The organism is Stenotrophomonas sp. YJH_SMC_122, from assembly GCF_059369535.1.
Genome location: NZ_JCAFST010000014.1, coordinates 70,960 through 95,741, shown reverse-complemented (window position 1 = coordinate 95,741; position 24,782 = coordinate 70,960). Strand labels below are relative to the sequence as shown.

25 protein-coding genes are annotated in these 24,782 nt (G+C 66.6%); 21 read left to right on the top strand and 4 right to left on the bottom strand.

The features are described 5' to 3' along the window. Nucleotides 1–170: 170 nt before the first annotated feature. Complete coding sequence (locus AC5P66_RS17565) at nucleotides 171–557, top strand: hypothetical protein (protein WP_049438305.1); 387 nt, start codon at nucleotides 171–173, stop codon at nucleotides 555–557. A 19-nt stretch (nucleotides 558–576) separates the two neighbouring features. Here the strand turns inward: AC5P66_RS17565 and AC5P66_RS17560 are convergent, their stop codons facing one another. Beyond that, the gene (locus tag AC5P66_RS17560) at nucleotides 577–951 is read right to left on the bottom strand and encodes a hypothetical protein (protein WP_099495783.1); all 375 of its coding nucleotides are present in this window, start codon (nucleotides 949–951) and stop codon (nucleotides 577–579) included. A gap of 572 nt (nucleotides 952–1,523) precedes the next feature. Here AC5P66_RS17560 and AC5P66_RS17555 point away from each other — a divergent pair. After that, complete coding sequence (locus tag AC5P66_RS17555; protein WP_005416862.1) at nucleotides 1,524–1,853, top strand: hypothetical protein; 330 nt, start codon at nucleotides 1,524–1,526, stop codon at nucleotides 1,851–1,853. On the opposite strand, the gene AC5P66_RS17550 is transcribed toward AC5P66_RS17555, so the two are convergent. Continuing rightward, a complete protein-coding gene (locus tag AC5P66_RS17550) occupies nucleotides 1,847–2,251 on the bottom strand; it encodes a ribonucleotide reductase subunit alpha (RefSeq protein WP_099495782.1) in 405 nt (134 codons plus the stop codon). The two genes, AC5P66_RS17555 and AC5P66_RS17550, sit on opposite strands and share 7 nt — an antisense overlap. 194 nt (nucleotides 2,252–2,445) lie before the next feature. Here AC5P66_RS17550 and moaA point away from each other — a divergent pair, with 194 nt between their 5' ends. From moaA to AC5P66_RS17455, 19 genes are all read left to right on the top strand, one after another. Next, nucleotides 2,446–3,426: a GTP 3',8-cyclase MoaA gene (gene moaA / locus AC5P66_RS17545; RefSeq protein ID WP_495216528.1), complete on the top strand. Its 981-nt coding sequence runs from the start codon at nucleotides 2,446–2,448 to the stop codon at nucleotides 3,424–3,426. A gap of 8 nt (nucleotides 3,427–3,434) precedes the next feature. Further along, the gene (gene moaCB / locus AC5P66_RS17540; RefSeq protein WP_099495780.1) at nucleotides 3,435–4,430 is read left to right on the top strand and encodes a bifunctional molybdenum cofactor biosynthesis protein MoaC/MoaB; all 996 of its coding nucleotides are present in this window, start codon (nucleotides 3,435–3,437) and stop codon (nucleotides 4,428–4,430) included. Then, nucleotides 4,430–5,683, top strand: a complete 1,254-nt coding sequence (locus tag AC5P66_RS17535; protein WP_111096225.1) for a molybdopterin molybdotransferase MoeA — start codon at nucleotides 4,430–4,432, stop codon at nucleotides 5,681–5,683. Before moaCB ends, AC5P66_RS17535 begins: the two co-directional genes overlap by 1 nt. Continuing rightward, complete coding sequence (locus AC5P66_RS17530) at nucleotides 5,683–5,943, top strand: MoaD/ThiS family protein (protein WP_099495778.1); 261 nt, start codon at nucleotides 5,683–5,685, stop codon at nucleotides 5,941–5,943. Before AC5P66_RS17535 ends, AC5P66_RS17530 begins: the two co-directional genes overlap by 1 nt. 3 nt (nucleotides 5,944–5,946) lie before the next feature. Further along, nucleotides 5,947–6,447 (top strand): molybdenum cofactor biosynthesis protein MoaE, encoded by a 501-nt coding sequence (locus tag AC5P66_RS17525; RefSeq protein ID WP_075677996.1) that lies wholly within the window; start codon nucleotides 5,947–5,949, stop codon nucleotides 6,445–6,447. A 213-nt stretch (nucleotides 6,448–6,660) separates the two neighbouring features. After that, nucleotides 6,661–7,203 (top strand): molybdenum cofactor guanylyltransferase, encoded by a 543-nt coding sequence (gene mobA, locus AC5P66_RS17520; RefSeq protein ID WP_099495777.1) that lies wholly within the window; start codon nucleotides 6,661–6,663, stop codon nucleotides 7,201–7,203. Then, nucleotides 7,200–7,565 (top strand): DUF7009 family protein, encoded by a 366-nt coding sequence (locus tag AC5P66_RS17515; protein ID WP_099495776.1) that lies wholly within the window; start codon nucleotides 7,200–7,202, stop codon nucleotides 7,563–7,565. Before mobA ends, AC5P66_RS17515 begins: the two co-directional genes overlap by 4 nt. Nucleotides 7,566–7,710: 145 nt before the next feature. Next, nucleotides 7,711–9,129: a NarK family nitrate/nitrite MFS transporter gene (locus AC5P66_RS17510; protein ID WP_049439035.1), complete on the top strand. Its 1,419-nt coding sequence runs from the start codon at nucleotides 7,711–7,713 to the stop codon at nucleotides 9,127–9,129. A gap of 72 nt (nucleotides 9,130–9,201) precedes the next feature. Then, the gene (locus AC5P66_RS17505; protein ID WP_495216527.1) at nucleotides 9,202–13,005 is read left to right on the top strand and encodes a nitrate reductase subunit alpha; all 3,804 of its coding nucleotides are present in this window, start codon (nucleotides 9,202–9,204) and stop codon (nucleotides 13,003–13,005) included. Continuing rightward, nucleotides 13,005–14,549: a nitrate reductase subunit beta gene (narH, locus tag AC5P66_RS17500; RefSeq protein ID WP_049439033.1), complete on the top strand. Its 1,545-nt coding sequence runs from the start codon at nucleotides 13,005–13,007 to the stop codon at nucleotides 14,547–14,549. Before AC5P66_RS17505 ends, narH begins: the two co-directional genes overlap by 1 nt. Beyond that, nucleotides 14,549–15,229, top strand: coding sequence for a nitrate reductase molybdenum cofactor assembly chaperone (gene narJ, locus AC5P66_RS17495; RefSeq protein ID WP_263467724.1), 681 nt, complete (start codon nucleotides 14,549–14,551; stop codon nucleotides 15,227–15,229). The genes narH and narJ overlap by 1 nt, the downstream gene beginning before the upstream one ends. Then, nucleotides 15,226–15,933: a respiratory nitrate reductase subunit gamma gene (gene narI / locus AC5P66_RS17490; protein ID WP_010485313.1), complete on the top strand. Its 708-nt coding sequence runs from the start codon at nucleotides 15,226–15,228 to the stop codon at nucleotides 15,931–15,933. Before narJ ends, narI begins: the two co-directional genes overlap by 4 nt. Before the next feature lie 3 nt (nucleotides 15,934–15,936). Beyond that, complete coding sequence (locus AC5P66_RS17485) at nucleotides 15,937–16,836, top strand: peptidylprolyl isomerase (protein WP_099495775.1); 900 nt, start codon at nucleotides 15,937–15,939, stop codon at nucleotides 16,834–16,836. Between the two features lie 23 nt (nucleotides 16,837–16,859). Further along, nucleotides 16,860–18,191: an MFS transporter gene (locus AC5P66_RS17480; protein ID WP_012480466.1), complete on the top strand. Its 1,332-nt coding sequence runs from the start codon at nucleotides 16,860–16,862 to the stop codon at nucleotides 18,189–18,191. 218 nt (nucleotides 18,192–18,409) lie between these two features. Further along, nucleotides 18,410–19,624 (top strand): oxygen-independent coproporphyrinogen III oxidase, encoded by a 1,215-nt coding sequence (locus AC5P66_RS17475; protein WP_010485316.1) that lies wholly within the window; start codon nucleotides 18,410–18,412, stop codon nucleotides 19,622–19,624. Between the two features lie 11 nt (nucleotides 19,625–19,635). Next, nucleotides 19,636–20,412: a helix-turn-helix domain-containing protein gene (locus AC5P66_RS17470; RefSeq protein WP_010485317.1), complete on the top strand. Its 777-nt coding sequence runs from the start codon at nucleotides 19,636–19,638 to the stop codon at nucleotides 20,410–20,412. 19 nt (nucleotides 20,413–20,431) lie between these two features. Next, entirely contained in the window at nucleotides 20,432–21,175 is a 744-nt protein-coding gene (gene modA, locus AC5P66_RS17465; protein WP_099495774.1) for a molybdate ABC transporter substrate-binding protein, read from the top strand. A gap of 3 nt (nucleotides 21,176–21,178) precedes the next feature. Beyond that, nucleotides 21,179–21,862, top strand: a complete 684-nt coding sequence (gene modB / locus AC5P66_RS17460) for a molybdate ABC transporter permease subunit (RefSeq protein WP_099495773.1) — start codon at nucleotides 21,179–21,181, stop codon at nucleotides 21,860–21,862. Further along, nucleotides 21,852–22,520: a sulfate/molybdate ABC transporter ATP-binding protein gene (locus tag AC5P66_RS17455; protein WP_099495772.1), complete on the top strand. Its 669-nt coding sequence runs from the start codon at nucleotides 21,852–21,854 to the stop codon at nucleotides 22,518–22,520. Before modB ends, AC5P66_RS17455 begins: the two co-directional genes overlap by 11 nt. 180 nt (nucleotides 22,521–22,700) lie before the next feature. On the opposite strand, the gene AC5P66_RS17450 is transcribed toward AC5P66_RS17455, so the two are convergent. After that, nucleotides 22,701–24,230 (bottom strand): diflavin oxidoreductase, encoded by a 1,530-nt coding sequence (locus AC5P66_RS17450; protein WP_263467723.1) that lies wholly within the window; start codon nucleotides 24,228–24,230, stop codon nucleotides 22,701–22,703. Further along, nucleotides 24,227–24,655, bottom strand: coding sequence for a PAS domain-containing protein (locus AC5P66_RS17445; RefSeq protein WP_049413578.1), 429 nt, complete (start codon nucleotides 24,653–24,655; stop codon nucleotides 24,227–24,229). The genes AC5P66_RS17450 and AC5P66_RS17445 overlap by 4 nt, the downstream gene beginning before the upstream one ends. Nucleotides 24,656–24,782 lie beyond the last annotated feature (127 nt).

The window sequence follows — 24,782 nt, the reverse complement described above, 5'->3', positions numbered from 1 at the left end:
CGGCCCGAGCGACTCGGCCAACTCCACGGCTTGGTGCTTGAACTCATCGGTGTAGCTACGACGGGTGATACGGGACATAAGGGGCCTCCAAGTGCGATCAAAGTATCGCTTCTTGGCGTCCGCTGACGGGGGGCCAGATCACATGGGCTCTAGGAAAGCGGCCCTTCAAGATGATCCAGTTCTGCGTGCATGACCAAGAGGGCGTGGATCGGTTCAAGCAGACCCTCAGCTCTATCGCCAAGGACGAAGGAATGCAGTTCTTTGATGGCAGCGCTGAATTGGATCGCCAGCTTGCCAGGGCAAAGGTGGACATGAAGCGCCCCGTCATCTACGTCGGAGTGAAGCGGGAAGATGGCTCTGGACTGGAGGCGGGGAATCTCGGATTGGATCGCTTCGAGATAGCTGTCGGCTTTTCTGAAGGGAAGATGCGCGCCCAGGCACGGTCATTTTCTGTCCGCGTCGAACGCGCTTTGGCAGATCGCTGGAATGTACATGTGGTTCCCCCGGACAAGGGCGCTGCGCCGACGGCGTGTCGGGCGGGAAGCGATCCTCGCTGAATGGCATGGCAGATGGCCGTTACCCTTCGGGCTGCAACCGCACCACCGCCTGCGCGCACAACGACTGGCAGGCCATGACCAACCCCTCCATCACCCGGTCGCCCACGTACTCTTCCGGTTCGCCGTTCTGGCGGGTGCGTTCCGCTGCCAGTAGCATTTCCAGCACTACCCGCAACCCGGTCAACGCGCAATCGGCGTCGGCCAGGGCGAGGCAGCGGCCGGGCAGCTGGTGACGCTCCGGCCAGGGTTGTCCGTCGGCCGCCGCACCGGAGCCGATGCGGTGGAGATTGGCAATGAAGGTGTTCCTGTCCACAGCAGGCGCAGCCGGTGGCGAACCGTCGTCGCCGGCGGTGTTGCGATAAGCGTGCAGATGCGGGAAGTCCGATTCGTTCATGGCAAGGCTCCGTGCAGGGCAATCGGTAGCCGCCACCCATAAAAGTGGCGGACGGTACGTGGTTCGAATCCGGGTTGGTCCCAAGCCGGTGGGCGCGAACGCCCCCACGCACCGCCCGCCATAGCCGGCAGACGGATTGCCAGCCGGCGCCACGGAATGTGGACGCCGACTGGCAAGCGCAATCACTCAGGACCAACTCGGGATTCGAAACCCGGCCACCCTTTTCCGGTGGCACGCCATCTGAGCCCCTGGCGCTGTGCAATGCCAATCAGAAGAGTTGCAAACATCACTCGATTGGAGACGCTTTCGGCATTCTCCCACGCTGTTAAGCACCGCCAGTGCTGGCTGGCGCGGTGATCCGCCCGCACCGTGCAATCTGCGACAGATGTCGAGGTTGGGGGACGTTAGGGAGCAAGGGGCGAGGGGCGATGACGACAGGCTCTGAAGGGAAGGGCCTGAGTCGAGCATGGCCCGCCGCTACAGGCGTCAAAGCGTGACGTGCGACTCGGGTTGACGTTCCCAGCCACCAAGCGCAGGCTTGTTCAGCACGTTTCCTAACCAGAAGGAGACTTATGACCGCGACCGCTTCGCTGCACCCCACCCCCGACACCCAGGGCCGTTCCCGCCTGTGGAGTGTGTTCTGGCTGCAGGGCGTCATTCCCAGCAACATTCTGTGGGCGGTAGCCCTCTGGGCCCTGGCCAACCAGCGCACCACGCTGCTGCTGGGGGTATTTGCCGTGCTGCTGCTCTATACCGGCTGGATCATCCCGGCGGTCTGGCGGGCGGCGCCCACCGCGCACAACCCCAACCTGGGCGTGGCGGCGCGCGGGTTGACCGTCGCCTGGGGGTTGAACACCGTGCTGGTGATCTTCTTCCTGACCCTGCAGCTGGTGGCTCAATAGAACTGAACGGGCTCGCCGCCACGGTCGAAGGCGGCGAAGCGGCCGATCTGACCGTCATGGATGGCGTTGACCATCAGCTTCAGCGGGCGCGCGGCTTCGTCGCTGTTGGGCGCGAAACCGCCACGGCCGTCCAGCGCCGCCACGAACACCAGGTCCCAGTCGACGCCGGTGGTGGTCGACTCGGTCGCCAGTGCCTGGAAGCTGGGCACCTCGGCCGGCAGCTTGTCCACGCACAGCACCGGCGACAGGGTGCCGCCCTCGCGGCGGTCATGCCGGTCGCGCTGGTCACCGGTGGGCGATTCGGGCAGCTCGGCGCGCACGAATACGAACAGCAGGCGTTGCGGTTCAGCCTGCTCGCCAGCGGCATGCAGCATTTGCTGGAAATCGTTCATCATCATGAGGGTTGTCACACGCCCGCTGCACGGAAAGCCGCATGCTGCCACAACGCCTGCCGCGCGGGGCCGAAGACGATTGATTTAAGTCATGCCCATGGAACTGAAGGCCGCGTACTCTGGCAATCGTTCCAGCAGGCGAGGGTATCCGGGCCGTTCCGGGCACAGGCAAGACGGTGGAGCAACAAGGTGGACCAGCCATGAGCCAACTCACCGACGGTTTCGGACGCAGCTTTCCGTACCTGCGCCTGTCGTTGACCGAAGCCTGCAACTTCCGTTGCAGCTACTGCCTGCCCGACGGTTACCAGGCCGATGGCCGCCCGCGCTTCCTGCAGGTGGATGAAATCGCGAGGCTGGTGCGTGCATTTGCCGCGCTGGGCATGAGCAAGATCCGCCTGACCGGCGGTGAGCCCAGCCTGCGCAAGGATCTGGACGAGATCATCGCCACCGTGGCAGCGGTGCCGGGCATCCGCAAGGTGGCCATCACCACCAACGGCACGCTGCTGTCGCGGCGCCTGCCAGGGTGGCACCGGGCCGGCCTGACCGCGCTGAACGTGAGCATGGACAGCCTGCAGCGCGAACGCTTCAAGACCATCACCGGGCATGACCGCCTGCCGGAGATCGAACAGGGCCTGGCCCTGGCGCAGGCGCTGGGCCTGCCGGCGATCAAGCTCAACGCGGTGCTGCTGCGTGGCCTGAACGACGACGAGCTGCCGCAGTGGATGGATTACCTGCGTGACCGGCCCTTCAGCGTGCGCTTCATCGAACTGATGCGCACCGGCGACAACGAAGCCTATTTCCCGCGCCACCACCTGCGTGCCGACGTGGTGATCGAGCAGCTGCTGGCCGCTGGCTGGCACGAGCGGCCGCGCGCCGCCGATGCCGGCCCCGCACGCGAGTTCGGCCACCCCGACCATCGCGGCAGCATCGGCATCATCGCCCCGTATTCGCGTGACTTCTGCAAGGGCTGCAACCGCCTGCGGGTGACCGCCAAGGGCGACCTGCGGCTGTGCCTGTTCGGCGAGTTTGGCGTGCCGCTGCGCCCGCTGCTGCAGCGCGATGAGGACCACGACGCGCTGCTGGCACGCATCACCACCCAGCTTGGCCTGAAAGCGGCCGGGCATGGACTGCACCAGGGCCAGACCGGGCTGACCCCGCACCTGGCCTCCATCGGAGGATGAGCAACACGATGAGTGGGGAATTGAACGCGGCCTTCCACATGGCCGATGTCCGCAACAAGCGCATCAGCCGCCGTCGTGCGGTGGCGGTGGGCGAGCTGCATGCCGGTCCGGTGGCCTATCCGCTGATTGTCGAGCGCCGCCTGCCCAAGGGCGATGCGCTGGTGATGGCCGAGATTGCCGGCCTGCAGGGCGCCAAGATGGCGTCGATGCTGATGCCGCTGTGCCACCCGCTGCCGCTGGAACTGGTGCAGGTGTTCTGCGCGCCGGTGCCGGAGCGGCAGGCGATCCGCGTGTGGTGCGAGTGCGCCAGCGAGGCGCGCACCGGCGTGGAGATGGAGGCACTGGCCGGCGTCAACGCGGCGCTGCTGACCCTGTACGACCTGAGCAAGCCGGTGGAACCGGCCCTGCGCATCGAAGGCATCCGCCTGCTGTTCAAGGAAGGCGGCAAGCGCGGTGTCTGGCTGCACCCCGACGGCATGGACGATGCTGAGCGCGCGCGTTTCAAGCCGCGTGCGCCGAAAGGCCTGGAGGGCGCGGCCTGCGCGGTGATCACGCTGAGCGATCGCGCCAGCGAAGGCATTTATGAAGATGTCTCCGGCCCGACCTTGGTGATCGGGCTGAAGAAGCTGGGGGGCGAGGTGGTAGCCGCCGAGGTACTGCCCGATGGCATCGAGCCGTTGGCGGGCCGCCTGCAGGCCTTGGCCGCCGAGGGCGTGCGCCTGTGCCTGTGTACCGGCGGTACCGGGCTGGGCCCGCGCGACCTGACCCCGGAGGCGCTGCGTTCGTTGAATGCGCGGCCGGTGCATGGCCTGGCGCAGATGGTGCGGGCACTCAGTGCACAGCACACGCCGATGGCCTGGCTGAGCCGCGCCGAGGTGGTGCAGCTGGGCAACATGCTGGCGTTCGCGCTGCCCGGCAGCCCGAAGGCGGCGGCGCAGTGCCTGGACATCCTGGCGCCGGTACTGGGCCACGCCCTGGCGATGGTCGAGGGTGGTGGCCACTGATGATTGCCTACAGCGATGCCTTGCAGCACCTGCTGGACGCGGCCACGCCGCTGCCGGCCGAGCGCCTGCCGCTGCATGAGGCCGGCGGCCGTACCCTGGCCAGTGACATCCACAGCGGGCAGTCGTTGCCGCCGTTCGACAATTCGGCAATGGACGGCTTCGCGCTGCGCGCCAACGGCGCGACATTCGAGGCCGGTACCGAATTCGCGGTGCAGGGCTGGCAGGCAGCCGGCGATGCCGGCGCCGAGGGCGGCGAGGGTGCCTGGGAAATCATGACCGGTGCGCGCATGCCGTCGGGGCTGGATACGGTGGTACCGGTCGAGAACGTGGACATCCTCGCCAGCGAGGAGGGACGCCCGACCCGCATCGCCCTGAAGGCATCGGTGAAGCCGGGCCAGCACGTGCGCCTGCGCGGCCAGGACGTGAGCGAAGGCGAGCGCGTGCTGCAGGCCGGGCAGGTGCTGGATATCAATGCGCGCACCCTGCTGCATGCCATCGGCGTGGGCCAGGTGGCGGTGGTGGCACGGCCGAAGGCTGCGGTGATCGCCACCGGCAAGGAGCTGGTGACCGAGGCGGCGCAGACGCTGGAGTCCGGGCAGATCCGTGACAGCAACCGGCCGTATCTGGTCGGTCGCCTGCAGGCCGCCGGTGCCGAGGTTGTCTGGCAGGGCACGGTGGGCGACGACGTGGCCGCGTTCAATGGGGTGCTGGATGAAGCGCTGGCCGCTGGCGCGCAGGTGCTGATCAGCACCGGCGCGGTGTCGGCTGGCCGCTACGATTTCGTTCCCGATGCGCTGCGCGGCCGTGGTGCGCGCATCGTGTTCCACAAGGTGGCGATCCGCCCGGGCAAGCCGCTGCTGTTCGCGGTGCTGCCCAATGGTGCGCTGTACTTCGGCCTGCCGGGCAACCCGGTCTCCGCTGCCGTGGGCCAGCGCTTCTTCGTCGAGCCGGTGCTGCGCCGTCTGTTGGGGCTGGCGCCGGAAGTCATGTTGCAGCTGCCGCTGCAGGCCGACGTGCGCAAGCCGCCGGGCCTGCGCTTCCACGCGCGTGCGCGGGTGGAAATGGACGGGCAGGGGCGCCTGAGTGCGCGCGTGCTGTCCGGGCAGGAGTCGTTCCGTTTGATGTCCATGCTGCAGGCCAACGCCTGGGTGGTGCTGGAGGCCGAGGGAGACCTGGCCAGCGCTGGCACCTTCGTGCGCGTGCAAGGCTGGGGTCACCACGAACCGGTGCAGCTGGTGAGCCAGGAGTCATGATGAAACAGGTGAATCTGCAGTTGTTCGGTGCGTTTTCCGATCTGGATGCCAGCCGCGAGATCGTCGTGGATGTGGCCGGTGGCACCGTGGCCGATCTGCGCCAGGCGCTGCGCGAGTTGCTGCCGGTGCGTTGGCCGGGTTTCCGTGCCGGCCTGCTGGATTATTCGGCGTTCGCCGATCAGCAACGCGTGCTGCGCGACCACGAGCCGCTGCCCGACGATGGCCGGGTGGCGATCCTGCCGCCGGTGAGCGGGGGCTGAGCGATGAGCGAGAAGATCATCGCGAAGGTGGTGGACCGCGCGCAGGCGGCGATCGATCCGGCCGAGGGCATCGCTGCGGTCTCCGATCCGGGCTTCGGCGGCATCGACGTGTTCATCGGCAAGGTGCGCGACGTCAACATCGGCCGGCCGGTGACCGGGATCACCTACGACCTGTTCGAGCCGCTGGTGTTGAACGAGTTCAAGCGCCTGGCGGCAGAGGTCGAGGCGACGTTCGGTCCGAAGCTGAAGCTGTATGTGGCCCATGCCAAGGGCCGGTTGGGCATTGGTGATGTGGCGGTGGTGGTGGCCGCCGGCAGCCCGCACCGTGACGAGGCGTTCCGCGCCTGCCGGCAGTTGATCGAGGTGGTGAAGCACCAGTGCCCGATCTGGAAGCAGGAGCATTACGAGGACGGCGACAGCGAGTGGAGCGAGGGCTGCAGCCTGTGTCACGCGGACAGCGAACCCGCACATGCCCATGATCATGCGCACGACCACGGGCATTGACCCCACCCTTCAGGGCAGCGCGGGGTTCAGTAGATCCACGCCATGCGTGGATGAGGGCTTTCCCGCGCATCCGGCCGGCGCAGCCACGCATGGCGTGGCTCTACTGCGGGGCATTCGGGCGGCCATGGGATTCAGTAGATCCACGCCATGCGTGGATGGGGCCTTTCCCATGCATCCGGCCGGCGCAGCCACGCATTGCGTGGCTCTACTGCAATGAGCATCAACGGCATCGTGCTGGCCGGTGGCCTGTCCACCCGGATGGGCCGCGACAAGGCACTGCTGCCGTGGCAGGGCCGCACGCTGCTGGAGCACATGCGGGGCCTGTTGATGCAGGCTGGTGCCGAACGGGTATGGGTAAGCGGTGACTATCCGGCCTTCGGTGGCATCCCCGATCAGATTGCGCGCTGCGGCCCACTGGGTGGGTTGCACAGCGTGATGCAGCAAATGCCCGATGGCCAGGCCTGGGTGGTGGCGGTGGACACGCCGTTGCTGGCACCACGGCTGCTGCAACGGCTGGCTGGGGTGGGTATGGGCGCATGCACGATCTTTGACGGGCATCCCTTTCCCATGCTGTTGAATGTGGACAATGCCACTCGTAGCGTGCTGGCCGCGATGCTGGATGATCCAGAAGGGACCCGCTCGGTACAGGCTTTCCAGCGTCGCCTGCAGATGCACGTGCTGGCGTTGGAAAGCGTTGACGAAGCCTGCCTGGTCAACTGCAATACCCCCGAACAATGGGAGGATGTTGCGTCATGAAAGTGCAGTTGCAGGACCAATCGGTACGGCTTCGCCTGGACGAGGCCGAACTGGCGCGCCTGCTGGCCGGTGAATCGGTCGAGAACATGACCCGCTTCGGCGGTATCGAGGGCTGGGGCATGGCGGTGTCGCTGCATGGCGGCGAGCAGCCGGTGCTGCTCGATGGTGGCAACTTCTGTCGCCTGGTACTGCCGCGCCCGGCCGTCGAGGCCTTGGCGGGACGGCTGCCGTGCCGCGATGGCCTGCCATTCGAGATTGCCCTGGAAGATGGCAGCCAGCTTCAGCTGCAGTTCGATGTGGACGTGCGCGACAGCGTGCGCCAGCGCGGGGTGACCCGCCGCAGCACCGCTTCATCGGTTTGACATTTGTCAGGGGCAGGGTGGAAACCGGCCCTTGATTGATCCAGATCAACCCCGTCGTCCGTGCTGCACGGCCTAATGGCTGCATGACGACGGGTCACAACTTGAAACGCAGTACCCACGTCATTCCACAGCCTTGGAGCCATGTATGACCGTCGGTAGCGATCCTGTTGTCCGCAGCACTGCCAGTCCCGGTCGCGTCATCAGCGACTGGACGCCGGAGGACCCCGGCTATTGGGAGCGCACCGGCAAGCGGGTCGCCACCCGCAACCTGGTCATCTCGATCCCCTCGCTTCTGCTGGCCTTCTCGGTCTGGGTGCTGTTCTCGGCGGTGTCGATCAGCCTGCCGAAGATCGGTTTCAACTTCAGCACCGACCAGCTGTTCTGGCTGGTGGCGCTGCCCAGCCTGTCCGGCGCGACCCTGCGCATCTTCTATTCGTTCGTGATCCCGATCTTCGGCGGCCGCCGCTGGACCGCGCTGTCCACCGCCTCGCTGCTGGCGCCGACGCTCTGGCTCGGCTTTGCGGTGCAGGACCCGGCCACCCCGTACTGGGTGTTCGTGGCCATCGCGATCCTGTGTGGCTTCGGTGGCGCGAACTTCTCGTCGTCGATGTCCAACATCTCCTTCTTCTACCCCAAGCAGAAGCAGGGCCTGGCGCTGGGCCTGAACGCCGGCCTGGGCAATGTGGGCGTGTCGGTGGCGCAGGCGGTGATTCCGCTGGTCATCACCGTGGGCGTGTTCGGTGCGCTGGGTGGTGCACCGCAGCCTGCAGTGGAGGGGGGCGCGCCGCTGTTCCTGCAGAACGCCGGCTTCATCTGGGTGCCGGCCATCGCGCTGTGCGCCATCGCGGCCTGGTTCGGCATGAACGACCTGACCAGTGCCCGCTCGTCGTTCTCCGAGCAGGCGGTGATCTTCCGCCGCAAGCACAACTGGTTGATGTGCTGGTTGTACATCGGCACCTTCGGTTCCTACATCGGTTTCTCGGCCGGCTTCCCGATGCTGGTGAAGAGCCAGTTCCCGGACGTGAACCCGCTGGCCTACGCCTTCATCGGCCCGCTGCTGGGCGCACTGATGCGCTCGGTGGGTGGCAGCATGGCCGACCGCTGGGGCGGCGCACGCCTGACCTTCTGGGTGTTCGCGCTGATGATCGCGGCAGTGTTCGGCGTGCTGCATTTCCTGCCCAGCGATGGCCAGGCCGGCAACTTCCATGGCTTCCTGCTCAGCTTCATGGCGCTGTTCGTGCTCAGTGGCATCGGCAACGGCACCACCTTCCGCATGATCCCGGTGATCTTCCGCACCCTGCATGAGCGCCGGTCGGCCAACGACAACGCCGAGGGCAAGGCCACGGCCGCGCACCAGGCCAGCATCGAATCGGCCGCGGTGGTCGGCTTCTCCGGTGCGATCGGCGCCTACGGCGGCTTCTTCATTCCCAAGAGCTACGGCTCGTCCATTACGTTGACCGGCAGCCCCGACATGGCGCTGTACGGATTCGTTGTTTTCTATGTCACCTGCCTGGCCGTGACCTGGTGGTGGTACTACCGGCGCGGTGCCGAGACACCCTGCTGACGACATGAAAACGCACCGCAGCCAGATGACACACACAGCCACGATGCCGATGTCTGCAAAGGGAGATCCCCGATGAGTTATTTCCTCGATCGCTTGCAGTTCTTCAAGCGTGACCCCCAGACCTTTGCCGATGGCCATGGATTTGCCAAGAGCGAGGGCCGTGACTGGGAAAACAGTTACCGCGCCCGTTGGCAGTACGACAAGATCGTACGTTCCACCCACGGCGTGAACTGCACCGGCTCCTGCAGCTGGAAGATCTACGTCAAGAACGGCCTGGTCACCTGGGAAACCCAGCAGACCGATTACCCGCGCACGCGCCCGGACCTGCCCAACCATGAACCGCGTGGCTGCCCGCGTGGCGCCAGCTATTCCTGGTACCTGTACAGCGCCAACCGTCTGAAGTACCCGCTGATCCGCGGCACGCTGCTGCGCCTGTGGCGCGAAGCGCGCAAGAGCAAGGCTCCGGTCGATGCCTGGGCCAGCATCGTGGAGGACAAGGAGAAGGCGCGTTCGTACAAGACCCGCCGCGGCATGGGCGGCTTCGTGCGCCTGCAGTGGGAGGAGGCCAACGAGATCATCGCCGCCTCCAACCTGTATACGGTGAAGCAGTACGGTCCGGACCGCGTGGTCGGGTTCTCGCCGATTCCGGCGATGTCGATGGTGTCCTACGCCGCCGGTGCGCGATATTTGTCGCTGCTGGGTGGCGCCTGCCTGTCCTTCTACGACTGGTACTGCGACCTGCCGCCGGCCTCGCCGCAGATCTGGGGCGAGCAGACCGACGTGCCCGAATCGGCCGACTGGTACAACAGTCGCTACATCATCGCCTGGGGCTCGAACGTGCCGCAGACGCGTACGCCCGATGCACATTTCTTCACCGAGGCGCGCTACAACGGCACCAAGACGGTGGCGATCTGCCCGGACTATTCCGAGCTGGCCAAGCTGACCGACCACTGGCTGCACCCCAAGCAGGGCACCGACGCGGCGCTGGCCTTTGCCTTCGGCCATGTGATCCTGCGCGAGTTCCATGTTGATTCGCCCTCGCAGTATTTCCAGGACTACTGCCGCCAGTACTCGGACATGCCGATGCTGGTGCGTCTGGAGCGTCGCGACGATGGCCGCCTGGTGGCGGGCCGCTTCCTGCGTGCCAGTGAGCTGGGCGGGCTGGGTGAAGCCAACAACCCGGACTGGAAGACCCTGGCCTACGACGAGAACAGCGGCCAGATCGTGGTGCCCAACGGCTCGATCGGTTTCCGCTGGGGCGAGAAGGGTCGTTGGAACATCGAGGAGAAGGCCAGCAATGGCGCCGATACGCGCCTGCGCCTGAGCTTGTCCGAGGCCAACGACGGCATCGAGGCAGTGAGCTTCCCGTACTTCGGTGGCATTGAAAGCGATGGCTGGACCGCTGCACCGGCCGAAGAAGTACTGGACCGCAACATTCCGGTGCGCCGGCTGGCCACGGCCGATGGCGGCGAGACGCTGGTGGCCACGGTCTACGACCTGCTGCTGGCCCAGTATGGCGTCGACCGTGGCTTTGGCGGCGGCAACGTGGCATCGAGCTTCGATGACATGGTGCCGGGCACGCCGGCGTGGCAGGAGCGCATCACCGGCGTGTCGCGCGCCGAGGTGATCGAGATCGCCCGCGAGTTCGCGCGTACCGCCGACAAGACCCACGGCCGATCGATGATCATCGTCGGCGCGGGCATGAACCACTGGTTCCACAACGACATGAACTACCGCGGCCTGATCAACATGCTGATCATGTGCGGTTGCGTGGGCCAGACCGGTGGCGGCTGGGCGCATTACGTGGGCCAGGAAAAGCTGCGCCCGCAGACCGGCTGGCAGCCGCTCGCGTTCGGGCTGGACTGGAGCAAGCCGCCGCGCCACATGAACGGCACCTCGTTCTTCTACTTCAACACCGGGCAGTGGCGTTACGAGAAGCTGCAGGTGGATGAACTGCTGTCACCGCTGGCCGATGCCAGCAAGTACGGCGGCAGCCTGGCTGACCTGAACCTGCGCGCGGTGCGCATGGGCTGGCTGCCGAGCACCCCGCAGCTGGACCGTAACCCGCTGCAGCTGGTACGCGAGGCCGAAGCGGCCGGCGTGGCCCCGGCGGACTACGCGCTGGGCAAGTTCAAGGATGGCTCGCTGGACTTCGCCTTCGCCGACCCGGACGCCAGCCAGAACCACCCGCGCATGATGTTCATCTGGCGCTCGAACCTGCTCGGTTCCTCGGGCAAGGGCCATGAGTACATGCTGCGGCACCTGCTGGGTACGCGCCACGGGCTGCAGGGCAAGGACCTGGGCGAAATGGGCGCAGTGAAGCCGCAGGAGGTGAAGTGGCGCGACGAGGCGCCGGAAGGCAAGCTGGACCTGCTGGTCACGCTCGACTTCCGCATGTGCACCACCGCGCTGTACTCGGACATCGTGCTGCCGACCGCGACCTGGTACGAGAAGGACGACCTCAACACCTCGGACATGCACCCCTTCATCCACCCGCTGTCGAAGGCGGTGGATCCTGCCTGGGAATCGCGCAGCGACTGGGACATCTTCAAGGAGGTGGCCCGCACCGTGAGCGAGATGGCGCCGGGCGTGCTGGGTGTGGAGAAGGACCTGGTGCTGGTGCCGACCCTGCACGACACCCCCAACGAGCTGGGCATGCCGTTCGGCGTGGCCGACTGGAAGAAGGGTGAGTGCGAGGCCATCCCGGGCCAGACCATGCCGTCGATGACGGTGGTGGAGCGTGACTACCCGAACCTGTACCGCAAGTTCACCTCGCTCGGCCCACTGCTGGACAAGCAGGGCAACGGTGGCAAGGGCATGAGCTGGGACACGAAGCACGAGGTCGAGTTCCTCGGCAAGTTGAACCACACCGTGCACGAAGAAGGCGTAAGCCAGGGCCGCCCGGCCATCTCGACCGCAATCGACGCGGCCGAAGTGATCCTGCACCTGGCGCCGGAAACCAACGGCCACGTGGCGGTGAAGGCCTGGGAATCGCTGGGCACCTTCACCGGTCGCGAGCATACGCATCTGGCGGTGGGCAAGGAACACGAAGCAATCCGTTTCCGTGACATCCAGGCGCAGCCGCGCAAGATCATCTCTTCGCCGATCTGGTCGGGCCTGGAAGACGACAACGTCAGCTACAACGCCGGCTATACCAACGTGCACGAGCTAATTCCGTGGCGCACGGTGACCGGTCGCCAGCAGTTCTACCAGGACCACGAGTGGATGATCGACTTCGGCGAGGCCTTCATGAGCTACCGGCCGCCAGTCAACACGCGCACGGTGGAGCCGCTGCTGAACCAGCGCCCGAACGGCAACAAGGAGATCGTGCTGAACTGGATCACCCCGCACCAGAAGTGGGGCATCCACAGCACCTACAGCGACAACCTGATCATGCAGACGCTGTCGCGCGGTGGTCCCATCGTGTGGATCAGCGAGGATGACGCGCGCAGTGCCGGCATCGTCGACAACGACTGGATCGAGCTGTTCAACGTCAACGGCGCGATTGCCGCCCGTGCGGTGGTCAGCCAGCGCGTGATGCCGGGCATGGCGATGATGTACCACGCCCAGGAACGCATCATCAACGTGCCGGGCTCGGAGATTTCCGGCACCCGTGGCGGCATCCACAACTCGGTGACCCGCATCATGCTCAAGCCGACCCACATGATCGGTGGCTACGCGCAGCTGGCCTATGGCTTCAACTACTACGGCACCTGCGGAACCAACCGCGATGAGTTCGTGATCGTGCGCAAGATGGACAAGATCGACTGGCTTGACGATGAACAAGGAAGTTCGAGTGTCGCGGGCGCAGGACGCGCAGGACGCGCAGGAGCGACGGGTGAGGCTGTTCCTGCGGCTGCGAAGGAGGTGGTGTGATGAAGGTCCGTGCACAGATCGCGATGGTGCTGAACCTGGACAAGTGCATCGGCTGCCATACCTGCTCGATCACCTGCAAGAACGTCTGGACCTCGCGCGAGGGCGTCGAGTACGCCTGGTTCAACAACGTGGAAACCAAGCCCGGCATCGGTTACCCGAAGGAATGGGAGAACCAGGACAAGTGGAACGGCGGCTGGGTGCGCACCCGCGCCGGCAAGCTGGTGCCACGCGCGGGTGGCCGCTGGCGCATGCTGGCCAAGATCTTCGCCAACCCGGACCTGCCGCAGATCGACGACTACTACGAGCCGTTCGATTTCGATTACCAGAACCTGCATACCGCCAAGGACAGCCAGCACCAGCCAACCGCGCGCCCGCGTTCGCTGATCAGTGGCGAGCGCATGCAGAAGATCGAGTGGGGCCCGAACTGGGAGGAGATCCTCGGTTCGGAGTTCAGCAAGCGCTCGCGCGACTACAACTTTGACCAGGTGCAGAAGGAGATCTACGGCGCCTTCGAGAAGACCTTCATGATGTACCTGCCGCGCCTGTGCGAGCACTGCCTGAACCCGGCGTGCGTGTCGGCGTGCCCCTCGGGCGCGATCTACAAGCGCGAGGAAGACGGCATCGTGCTGATCGACCAGGACAAGTGCCGCGGCTGGCGCATGTGCGTGTCGGCCTGCCCGTACAAGAAGATCTACTACAACTGGAAGAGCGGCAAGTCGGAGAAGTGCATCTTCTGCTACCCGCGCATCGAGATGGGTGAGCCGACCGTGTGCTCGGAAACCTGCGTGGGCCGCATCCGCTACCTGGGCGTGATGCTGTACGACGCCGACCGCATCGCCGAGGCCGCTTCGGTGGCCGCCGAGAAGGATCTGTACCAGGCCCACCTGGACATCTTCCTGGACCCGAACGATCCGGCGGTGATCGCCGCCGCGCGCAAGGAGGGCATCCCGGACAGCTGGCTGGAGTCGGCCAAGCAGTCGCCGGTGTACAAGCTGGCGATCGACTGGAAGCTGGCGCTGCCGTTGCACCCGGAATACCGCACGCTTCCGATGGTCTGGTACGTACCGCCGCTGTCGCCGATCCAGTCCGCCGCCGAGCGTGGCCGCGTGGGCATGAGCGGCGAGCTGCCGGACGTGGCGTCGCTGCGCATTCCGATGCGCTACCTCGCCAACCTGCTGACGGCCGGTGACGAGGCACCGGTGGTACGCGCGCTGGAGCGGCTGATGGCGATGCGTGCCTGGCGCCGGGCCAAGAACGTGGACGGCGTGGAAGACACCGCGGTGCTGGAGCAGACCGGGCTGAGCATCGCCCAGGTGGAAGAGATGTACCGCTACCTGGCCATCGCCAACTACGAGGACCGTTTCGTGATTCCGACCGGCCACCGCGAGTACGCCAACGACGCCTTCGGCGAGCGCGGCGGCTGCGGCTTCACCTTCGGCAACGGCTGCAATGGTGACAGCCCGGCCGACCTGTTCGGCCAGCGCAAGAGCACCACCTTCGTGGTGGACAAGGGGCCGAACCACCGCCGCAAGGAGGTGGTGTGATGAGCGTGCTCAAGCTGGTCGGGGTGCTGCTGGACTACCCCCGCGAAGAACTGTGGGAGCACGGCGAGGAACTGCTCGCCGCCTGTGACGACCCGGCGCTGAACGCCGCCCGCCGCCAGCAGTTGCGCAGCTTCGTGCAGCAGCTGCTGGCCACCGATGCGCTGGATGCGCAGGCGGCGTGGCTGGCCAGTTTCGACCGCGGCCGCTCGATGAGCCTGCTGCTGTTCGAGCACATCCATGGCGAGTCGCGCGACCGTGGCCAGGCCATGGTCGATCTGGTCGAAACCTACCGCCGCAACGGGTTCGAACTGGATGCACGCGAGCTGCCGGATTACCTGCCGCTGCTGCTGGAGTTCCTGGCCCATCGCCCCGGCAGCGAGGCCCGCGAGTGGCTGCACCACATCGGCCATATCGCCGGGATGCTGGCGGCACGTTCTGCCGAGCGTGAGCTGCCGCACCGGGTGCTTTTCGAGATCCTGGTCGAAGCCGGTGACGGCAAGGCCGATCTGCAGGCGCTGCGCCAGCGTGCCAGCGAGGAAGTCCGCGACGATACCGCCGAGGCCATGGACCGCTTGTGGGAGGAGGAGGCGGTGCGCTTTGGTGCCGAAGCCCCCGCCGAAGACTGCAAGCCGCCCGTGCGTTCGCCGGCCCGTCCTTCGCATCGAGAGGTCCAGCCATGAGTTATTCCCTGCATCAATTCGCCTTCCAGTACTACCCGTACATCGCCGTGGCGGTGCTGCTGATCGGCAGCTGGGCCCGCTATGACAAGGCCATGTACACCTGGCGCACCGGCTCCAGCCAGATGTTGTCGGACAAGGGCATGCGGATCGGCAGCAACTGCTTCCACATCGGCATCCTGGCCATCCTTGGTGGCCACCTGGTCGGCCTGCTGACCCCGCACGCGGTGTACGAGCACTTCATCACCTCGTCGCAGAAGCAGATGCTGGCGATGGTGGTCGGTGGTGTGTTCGGCGCACTGTGCTTCATCGGCATCAGCATCCTGCTGGTACGCCGCCTGTTCAATGCGCGTGTTCGGGCTACCGGCAGCTTCGGTGACACCCTGGTGCTGGTGTTGCTGTTCGCCCAACTGTGCCTGGGCCTGTACAGCATCCGCATCTCGTCCGGCCACCTGGACGGAGGGGTGATGGTGCAGCTGGCCGAGTGGGCGCAGCACATCGTGACCTTCCGTGCCGGTGCCGCTGATTACATCGAGGGCGTCAGCTGGGTCTACAAGATGCATATCTTCCTGGGCCTGACCCTGTTCCTGATCGCGCCGTTCACCCGCCTGGTGCACGTGTGGAGCATTCCGATCAGTTACCTGTGGCGGCCCTACCAGGTGGTGCGCCGCCGCCAGGCCACGCTGCGCTACGGTCCGCGGGAGTAAGCCATGGGCAGCCTGCCGAAATTCCTGCCGATCACCGTGATCGACTCCGCCGCACCGGTTCCCGCCGAGGCGCATTCGCACCACCATGACGCGGCGGCACAGGGGCCGCGCTCGCTCGGGCAGCCGGCACCGTGCCGGCTGTTCGTGGACGAGACCGCGATCAGCGAGGCTGACATCGCCCGCGAGATGCAGCACCACCGGGCGATGCGCCCGGAGCAGTCTCGTGCTGAAGCGGCACGTGCACTGGTGGTGCGTGAGCTGCTGCGCCTGGAAGCGCAGCGGCTTGGGCTGCAGGCGCCGGAGGGCAACCGGGTAAGCGACGAGGAAGTGCTGATCCAGCAACTGCTGGAAGATGCGATCGAAGACCGCGTGCCGACCGATGAGGACTGCCGGCGCTACTTCGAGCAGAACCCGGAGCGCTTCCGCTCGCCCGACCGCGTGCGCCTGCGCCATATCCTGCTGGCAGCGCCGGCCGACGACGTGGCCGGGCGCTTCGCCGCACGTACCGAGGGCGAGCGGCTGGTCGGGCTGCTGAAGGAGTCGCCGCACCTGTTCGCCGATCTCGCCTTGCGCCATTCGCGTTGCCCATCCAGCAGCGAAGGCGGCGACCTGGGCTGGCTGCAGCGCGGGCAGACCACGCCGGAGTTCGACCGCCAGGTGTTCCGCCTGCGCGAGGGCCTGGCCGGTTTCCCGGTGGAATCACGCTGGGGCTACCACGTGGTCTGCGTCGATGCCCGCGAGGAAGGCCAGCCGCAGCCGTTCGAGGCGGTGCTGCCGCAGCTGCGTGACTACCTGGAGCTGCAGGTGCGCCAGCGTGAAGTGCAGGCCTACCTGCTGCAGCTGCAGGAACGCTACCCGGTGCGCGGGCTGGATGAGATCGAAGCCGAAGCGGATAACGGCTGAACCCCCTTGAACGAGGAGAATTCATGAACCAGGCTCTTGCCCCCGCCAGTGCCGGGCAGCAGCAACGTGCGCTGTGGCTGAGCACGTTCGCCTTCACCGTGTGCTTTGCGGTGTGGATGATCTTTTCGATCATCGGCATCCAGATCAGTCAACAGCTCGGCTTGAATGACACCCAGTTCGGCCTGTTGATCGCCACCCCGGTGCTGACCGGCTCGGTCAGCCGGGTCTTCCTCGGCATCTGGTCCGATCAATTCGGTGGCCGCAAGGTGATGGTGCTGGTGATGCTGTGTGGCGCAGTGGCCACCTGGATGCTGACCTATGCGCAGACCTACACCCAGTTCCTGATTGCCGCGCTGTGCGTGGGCATCGCCGGCGGCAACTTCTCGGTGGGCGTGGCCTACGTCTCCAAGTGGTTCCCGGCCAGCAAGCAGGGCACCGCGCTGGGCATCTTCGGTGCCGGCAACATCGGCTCGGCGGTGACCAAGCTGCTGGCGCCGCTGGTGATGGTGGCGGCCGGCTGGACCATGGTCGCCAAGGTCTGGGCCGTTGCGCTGGCCGTCACGGCGGTGCTGTTCTTCCTCTTCAGCAAGGAAGACCCGTCGCTGGAGCAGCGCCGTCGCGAAGGCGTGAAGCCGGTGCCGTTCGCCGAGCAGATGGCGCCACTGAAGAACCTGCAGGTGTGGCGGTTCTCGCTGTATTACTTCTTCGTGTTTGGTGGCTTCGTGGCGCTGGCGCTGTGGCTGCCGCACTACCTGGTGGGCGCCTATGGCATGGACGTGGGCCACGCCGGCATGCTGGCGGCGTGCTATTCGATCCCGGCCAGCCTGTTCCGCGTGGTCGGTGGCTGGATGTCGGACCGGATGGGCGCGCGCCGGGTGATGTACTGGACCTTTGGCGTGTCGGCCATCTGCACCTTCCTGCTGGCCTACCCGGATACCGAGTATGTGGTGAAGGGCATCCATGGCCCGATCCACTTCCATCTGGCCATCGGGGTGGTGATGTTCACCGTGCTGGTGTTCGTGCTGGGCTTCTTCATGTCGTTGGGCAAGGCCGCGGTCTACAAGCATATTCCGGTGTACTACCCCAAGCACGTGGGTGCGGTGGGCGGCGTGGTCGGCATGATCGGTGGCCTGGGTGGCTTCATCCTGCCGATCGTGTTTGGCGCGCTGAATGACGCGGTGGGCATCTGGAGCAGCTGCTTCATGCTGCTGTTCGTGCTGGTGGCGGCTGCACTGGCGTGGATGCACTTTGCGATCCGTCGCATGGAACGCCGCCACTTCCCGCAGATCGATCGCGAAACCGATCTGCCCGAAGCCATCGATGCGGCCGCCGCCGAGCGGGTGCGCGGCGGGTGAAGGTGTTTGCCGGCCAGCGGCCGGCACTACCAGGACGGTGCGCCGTGCGTCCGTTGATCGGGTGCGCGGCGGGTGAGGGGTGCTGCCGGCCAGCGGCCGGCACTACCGAGTGGTGGGTGCAGGGGTAGTGCCGGCCGCTGGCCGGCAGGAACCATCAGATGCTCCGCGCTTGATTTCAATCAGGGCCACGCGAAGAGGAACGCCCGAAGATGTCTGCCATGAGCTTCCACGTTGACGAGAGCGAGGACACTGCGCTGCAGGCGGCATTGCTGCGGCAGCCCCGGCACGTGCTGTTTCCGCCGGCTGACCAGTTCAGCACCGGCTTTGGCGAAAGCGGGTGGCGCGCCGCCGTGCGCGCCAGCAACGAGCACCTGATTCCGCGTGGCTTGACGCTCGGCTTCCAGGCCGGCCGTGGCGGACGCGATGCGCCACCGCAGGCGTATCTGGATACCTTGCTGCTGGCGCTGCGGCTGCAGGCCGACGCGCTGGCCGAGGACCGTGAAGTGGTGGCGATGGTGCTGCAGCTGGGGCTGGCCGAGACGTTGCCGCCGCCGCAGCTGGGCCAGCTGCTGGATGCGGTGCCGCAGCACCTGCGCACCGTGGCGCGGCCCCAGGTGGAGGTGCGGCTGGACGCAGGCAGCGCGCTGGCGCCGGCGCAGCTGCGTGCGGTGGGCTGCACCCGCTTGAACGTGATCGATCGTGCCGATGCACCGGGGCCGACCCTGCTGGCACAGGCGCGACAGGTGGGCTTCACCGCGCGCTACTACCAGTTGCGGGTACCCGGCAGCGAGGACGCCGGCTTCATTGAACGGCTGCACGAGGTGCTGGCCGAGGCGCCGGAGCGCATCCTGCTGCCGGCGCCGTGTGCGCTGCCGGAACACCCCTCGGCCGTCCATTGGCTGCAGGCCTGGCGCCTGCTGCGCGCTGCGGGTTACGAACCGATTGGTGGCGATCACTATCAGCGCGGCGATCTGCCGAACCCGCACGGTCCGGGCGATGGCCAGCGCCATTGCGATCTTGCCGGTGTGCCACGCCGCGACCGCAGCGATTTCATCGGCCTTGGGCTGTCCGCCTGCAGCCAGATCGGCGAGGTGTTCTACCGGCTGGAGGACGAACTGGGCGAATGGCGTGCGCGGCTGCAGGCGGGTCACATGGGAGTCTCCGCCGGGCTGATCCTGTCCGAGGACGAGCGGTTGGTGGCCGAAGTGGCGCAGAGCATCGCCTGTGACCACGCCCTCGATGCGGCTGCCTTCGAGTGGCGCAACGATGAACCGTTCGAGGAATGTTTCGCCGAACAGCTGCCCGCGTTGTCGCCGTTGCTGGCACGCGGCTGGGCGCAGTGGGATGCGCGCGTGCTGCGCCTGGCCGAAGAAGGGCGCCTGCTGTGGCGTATGATGGCCGCATGCTTCCGGCCGGCGGCCGCCATCGCTTGAGTCTTGCCCCGATGTCTTCAATCCCGCCTTCGCAGGGCCGTCTCGGCCGGGCCACACCCAACCCCGCCGCCGCCGATGATGGCGACGCACTGCACTTCTGCAGCACCTGTGCGTTCTCCGACGCATGCATGTCGCAGGGTTACGACAAGACCGCACTGGGCGATCTGCACGTGCTGGTCGACCATGTCGGTCCGTTCCATGCGGGTGACTACATTTTCCGCGCCGGCGAATCGTTCGATTCGATTGCTGCGGTGCGCGCGGGCATGGTCAAGACCTTCGTCGATGACAGCCAGGGCAACGAGCAGGTGCTGGGCTTCAGCCTGCCGGGTGAAGTGATCGGCCTCAACGCGATCCACGGTTCACGCTTTCCCTGCAATGCGGTGGCGCTGGACACCGTGCACCTGTGCCGCATCTCGTTCCCCAAGCTCAGCCTGTTGGCCACCCGCATGCCGGGGCTGCAGGCCAAGCTGTTCAGCCTGCTCAGCGCGGAGATCGGCAAGGTCGCGACCCTGGCCGCCAACCACCGTACCGAAGAACGCATGGCCGCGTTCCTGCTGGACATGTCCGAGCGCTACGCGCGGCGCGGCTTTTCCGCCACGCGCTTCAACCTGACGATGGCGCGTACCGAGATCGCCAATTACCTGCGGATGGCGCCGGAAACCGCCAGCCGCGTGCTGCGCCGCCTGAGCGATGATGGGATCATCGCGGTGAAGCAGCGCGAGATCCTGTTGCTGCAGCCCGAGCGCCTGGCAGCGCTGGCGGTGGCCGACGAATCCGATCCGAACTGAACCTGGCCGGGAGCCGACGATGAAGCGAGCTGGACTGTTGGTGCTGGGACTGCTGGCCATGGTGCCGGCCTGGGCGGCCGACCTGACGGTGTCGGCGGCTTCGAGCCTGACCGAGAGCTTCCGCGAACTGGGTGCGGCCTATGAGAAGGCACACCCGGGAACCAAGGTCGATTTCAACTTCGCCGCCTCTGGCGTGTTGCTGCAGCAGATCAGCCGCGGTGCACCGGTGGATGTGTTTGCGTCGGCCGACGAGACCACGATGGACCAGGCCCAGCAGCAGAACCTGCTGGCGGCCGGCACCCGCGCGGTGTTCGCAGTGAATGCGCTGTGGGTGGTGGTGCCGCCGCAGGCCAAGGCGCCGCCGCGCGCGCTGAAGGATCTGGCCGGCACCGGCGTGCAGCGCATCGCGCTGGGCAACCCGGACAGCGTGCCGGTCGGACGCTATGCCAAGGGCGCGCTTGAAGCGGCCGGCCTGTGGCCGTCGGTGCAAGGCAGGATCATCACCACGCAGAACGTGCGCCAGTCGCTGGACTACGTGGCGCGTGGTGAAGTGGATGCCGGCTTCGTCTATGCCACTGATGCGCAGGCGATGCCGAACCGGGTACGCCGTGCTTTCGCGGTGCCGGTCTCCGGGCGCATCGCCTATCCGCTGGCGGTGACCAAGGCCAGCGTGCAGCCGGCCGAAGCCAGGCGCTTCACCGCCTTCGTGCGTTCGGCGCAGGGCCAGGCGATTCTGGCCAAACACGGATTCGGCAAGCCCTGAGGCATGGATCTGGACTGGAGCGCACTGGGGTTGTCGCTGAGGGTGGCCGGTTGGGCCACCGCCATCAATCTGCTGCTGGGCGTGGCACTGGGCGCGCTGCTGGCGCGTCGGCGCTTTCCTGGCCGTGAGCTGCTGGATTCGCTGCTGACCCTGCCGATGGTGCTGCCACCGACGGTGCTGGGTTATTACCTGCTGGTGCTGATCGGTCGCAACGGCCCGATCGGCGCGTGGCTGCAGTCGTGGTTCGGCATCAACCTGGTGTTCACCTGGCAGGCCGCGGTGATCGCCGCGGCGGTGGCCTCGCTGCCGCTGGTGTTCAAGCCGGCACGCGCGGCGTTCGAGGAAGTGGACAGGCAGTTGGAGCAGGCCGCACGCACGCTGGGTGTGTCCGAAGTGGCGGTGTTTTTCCGCATCACGCTGCCGCTGGCGTGGCGCGGCATTCTTGCCGGCCTGCTGCTGGCGTTCGCACGCGCGATGGGCGAATTCGGCGCGACGCTGATGGTGGCCGGCAGCATTCCGGGCCGGACGCAGACGTTGTCGATCGCCATCTACGAGGCGGTGCAGGCCGGCCAGGACGGCAAGGCCAATGCGCTGGTGATCCTGACCTCGGTGGTGTGCATCGTGATCCTGTTGCTGGCCGCGCGGCTGATAGGCGGGCGTCGGCGGGAGCTGCGCGATGTGGCTTGACCTGCGCGTGCAGCGCCGCCTGCAGGCCGCAGGCCAGGCATTCGTGCTGGACGTCGCGCTGCAGTGCACGCAACGGCAGGTGGTGCTGGCCGGGCCGTCGGGAGCGGGCAAGAGCCTGACCCTGAAGGCGGTGGCCGGGTTGCTGCGGCCAGGGCAGGGGCATGTACGCCTGCAAGGCCAGGCCGTGTTCGATGCGGCCACTGGCGTGGACGTGCCGCCGCAGCACCGTCGGCTGGGGTATGTGTTCCAGGACTATGCGCTGTTCCCGCACCTGAGCGTGCGCCAGAACGTGGCGTTCGGGCTGCAGAAGGGATGGTTGAATCCTCGGATCGGCCAGCGTTTCGACGCGGTGGAGCAGTGGCTGCACGCCTTCCGCATCGACACGGTGGGCGATCTGCTGCCCTCGCAGATTTCCGGCGGGCAGCGCCAGCGCACCGCACTGGCGCGGGCGCTGGTGACGCAACCGCAGGCGCTGCTGCTGGATGAACCGTTCTCCGCACTGGATCATGACCTGCGCCAGCACCTGCGGCAGGAGTTGGAAACGGTGCTGGACAAGACCGGCATCCCATTGTTGTTGATCAGCCATGATCCGCAGGACGTGGCCATGTTCGGCCAGCAGGTGGCGCGCATGGTGGACGGCCGCATCGTCGGCAATTGACCCGTGATGGACGCACCGGCGATGGTTGGTCACATCTGATGGTAGTGCCGGCCGCTGGCCGGCAACCACGGAATCCTGAGCAGCCGGCCAGCGGCCGGCTCTACCGTGATGCACAGGCAATGGTTGGCTACAGAGGCCGGCTCTACCGGTTCAAGGTCCGTGCGGTCCGTTGGTCATGGATCAGTACAACTCGCAGTGGGTGCGGCCTTCACCGCGCAGCGCGTCCCAGCGCCCTTCGCCACCGATGGCATCGACGGCCTCGCGCACCGCGCCTTCCAGGTGGCGCTTGTTGCCGCACAGGTACAGATGCCCGCCCCGGGCCAATACGTCGCGCACTTCGGCGGCACGCTGCTGCAGCACATGCTGCACATAGACCTTTTCGACGCCATCGCGCGAGAACGCGGTATGCAGGCCAGCCAGAACGCCCCGGGTATGCCAGTCCTGCAGCTGGTCGCGGTACAGGTAGTCGTGCTTGCTGTGCTTCTCGCCAAACACCAGGTGCACCTCGCGTGCCCAGCCGCTGGCCTGCAGTTCCTGCATCAGGCCCATCAACGGTGCAATGCCGGTACCGGTGCCGACCAGCAGCAGCGGTGCCTGGCCGGTATCGGGCAGGTGGAAGCCAGGGTTGGAGCGGCAGTACACGCGTGCATGATCGCCGCCATGCAGCAGGCTGCCGGTGGCAGTGCCGAAGCGCTCGCGGCCGCGCAGGGTGTAGTGCACTTCGCGCACGCACAGGCTCAGCTGGTCGTCGCACGGATGCGAGGCGATGGAATAGGCGCGCGGCAGCCGCGGTGACAGCAGCTCGCGCAGCCGGGCCAGCGGCACGCCGTCCGGCGTGGCGTGGTCCTGCAGCACGTCCAGCAGGTCCAGGCCATGCAGGTAGGCGTCCAGCTCGCGCTTCTGGCTGACCTTCAACAGGCCCTTCAATCCCTCGCTGCCGCTGAGCCTGGCCAGTTCGCGCAGCACGCCCTTGCTCAGCAGGCGCAGCTCGCGGTCATGCAGGGCGGCCACGGCGGCGGTGTCGCCGTACCAGGTGGCCAATGCCTGCAGCAGGGCAGGATCGTTCTCCGGCACCACGTGCAGGGTGTCACCCGCGCGGTAGGCCATGCCACTGCCGGCAATGTCCAGTTGCAGGTGCCAGGCGGCCGGGTCGCTGCTGTTCAAGCGGCGGCGTTCGAGAATGCGGGCGGCAAAGGCATTGTCTTCGCCATAGGCGGTGACCTGCAGGTGCAGGTCCTGGCCAGCGCTGAGGTCGCCACCCAGCACCTGGCCCAGCACCGGCTGCCATTGCTGGAAGAACAGCTCGTAGCCCAGGTCGGCATCCACGCGGTGCAGCAGCGGCTGCGCCTGGCGCTCGCTCAGCGCGGCATCCAGCGCCTTGGTGAAGCCGCAGAAGCTGGGATAGCCGGTATCACCGAGGCCGAACACCGCATAGCGCAGGCCGCTCAGCGTCGGGGTCTGGCGCAGGGTTTCGAAGAACCGCTCGCCATTGGCCGGCGGTTCGCCATCGCCGAACGAGCTGGAAATCGCCAGCAGCACATCGCCGTGGCCGAGACTGGCCACGTCGATGTCGTTGAACGGGAGCACCTGCGGCCCGTGCGGCTGCAGGCCCGCGCCCAGGCGCTGGGCCAGGGCGCGGGCGTTGCCCGACTCGGACGCAAAACCCACCAGCAGGCGGCTGAGGGGCGTACTGGTCGGGAGAGCGTTCACGCGGCCTCGTAGAAGTCGTCGAACTTCTCCTTGCTGAACTCGACCAGGTCGTAGTTCTGCATCAGGTCGTTCACCACGCGGCGGATGCTGATGTACGAGGTGATGTTGCCGTCGGTGTCGAACAGCGGCTGCACGGTGGTATCGACCACGTAGAGCACGCCGCCCTTGCCGAGGTTGGGCACGATCCCGGTCCAGGTCTTGCCGGCCTTGATGGTGTCCCACATGTCCTTGTAGACGGCCTTGGGTACGTCTGGATGGCGCACGATGCTGTGCGGCTGGCCGATCAGCTCTTCGCGGGCGAAGCCGGTGAGCGTGCAGAACAGGTCATTGGCGTAGGTGATGTTGCCCTGCAGGTCGGTGGTGGAGATCACCATGACGTTCTGCAGCGCATTCACGAGCTGGGCGTTGTCGGGGGAGTAGCTCATCGGAGGGTCCTTGTAGAGGCCGGCAGCGCCGGTGTGTTCGGGGCCTGCATAGGAATACGCCCGCGTGGCGGCGGGCGGTTTGACATTGGTCAAGCGGGTGGTTCGGCGGGCTGCGACCGGGTGTCGC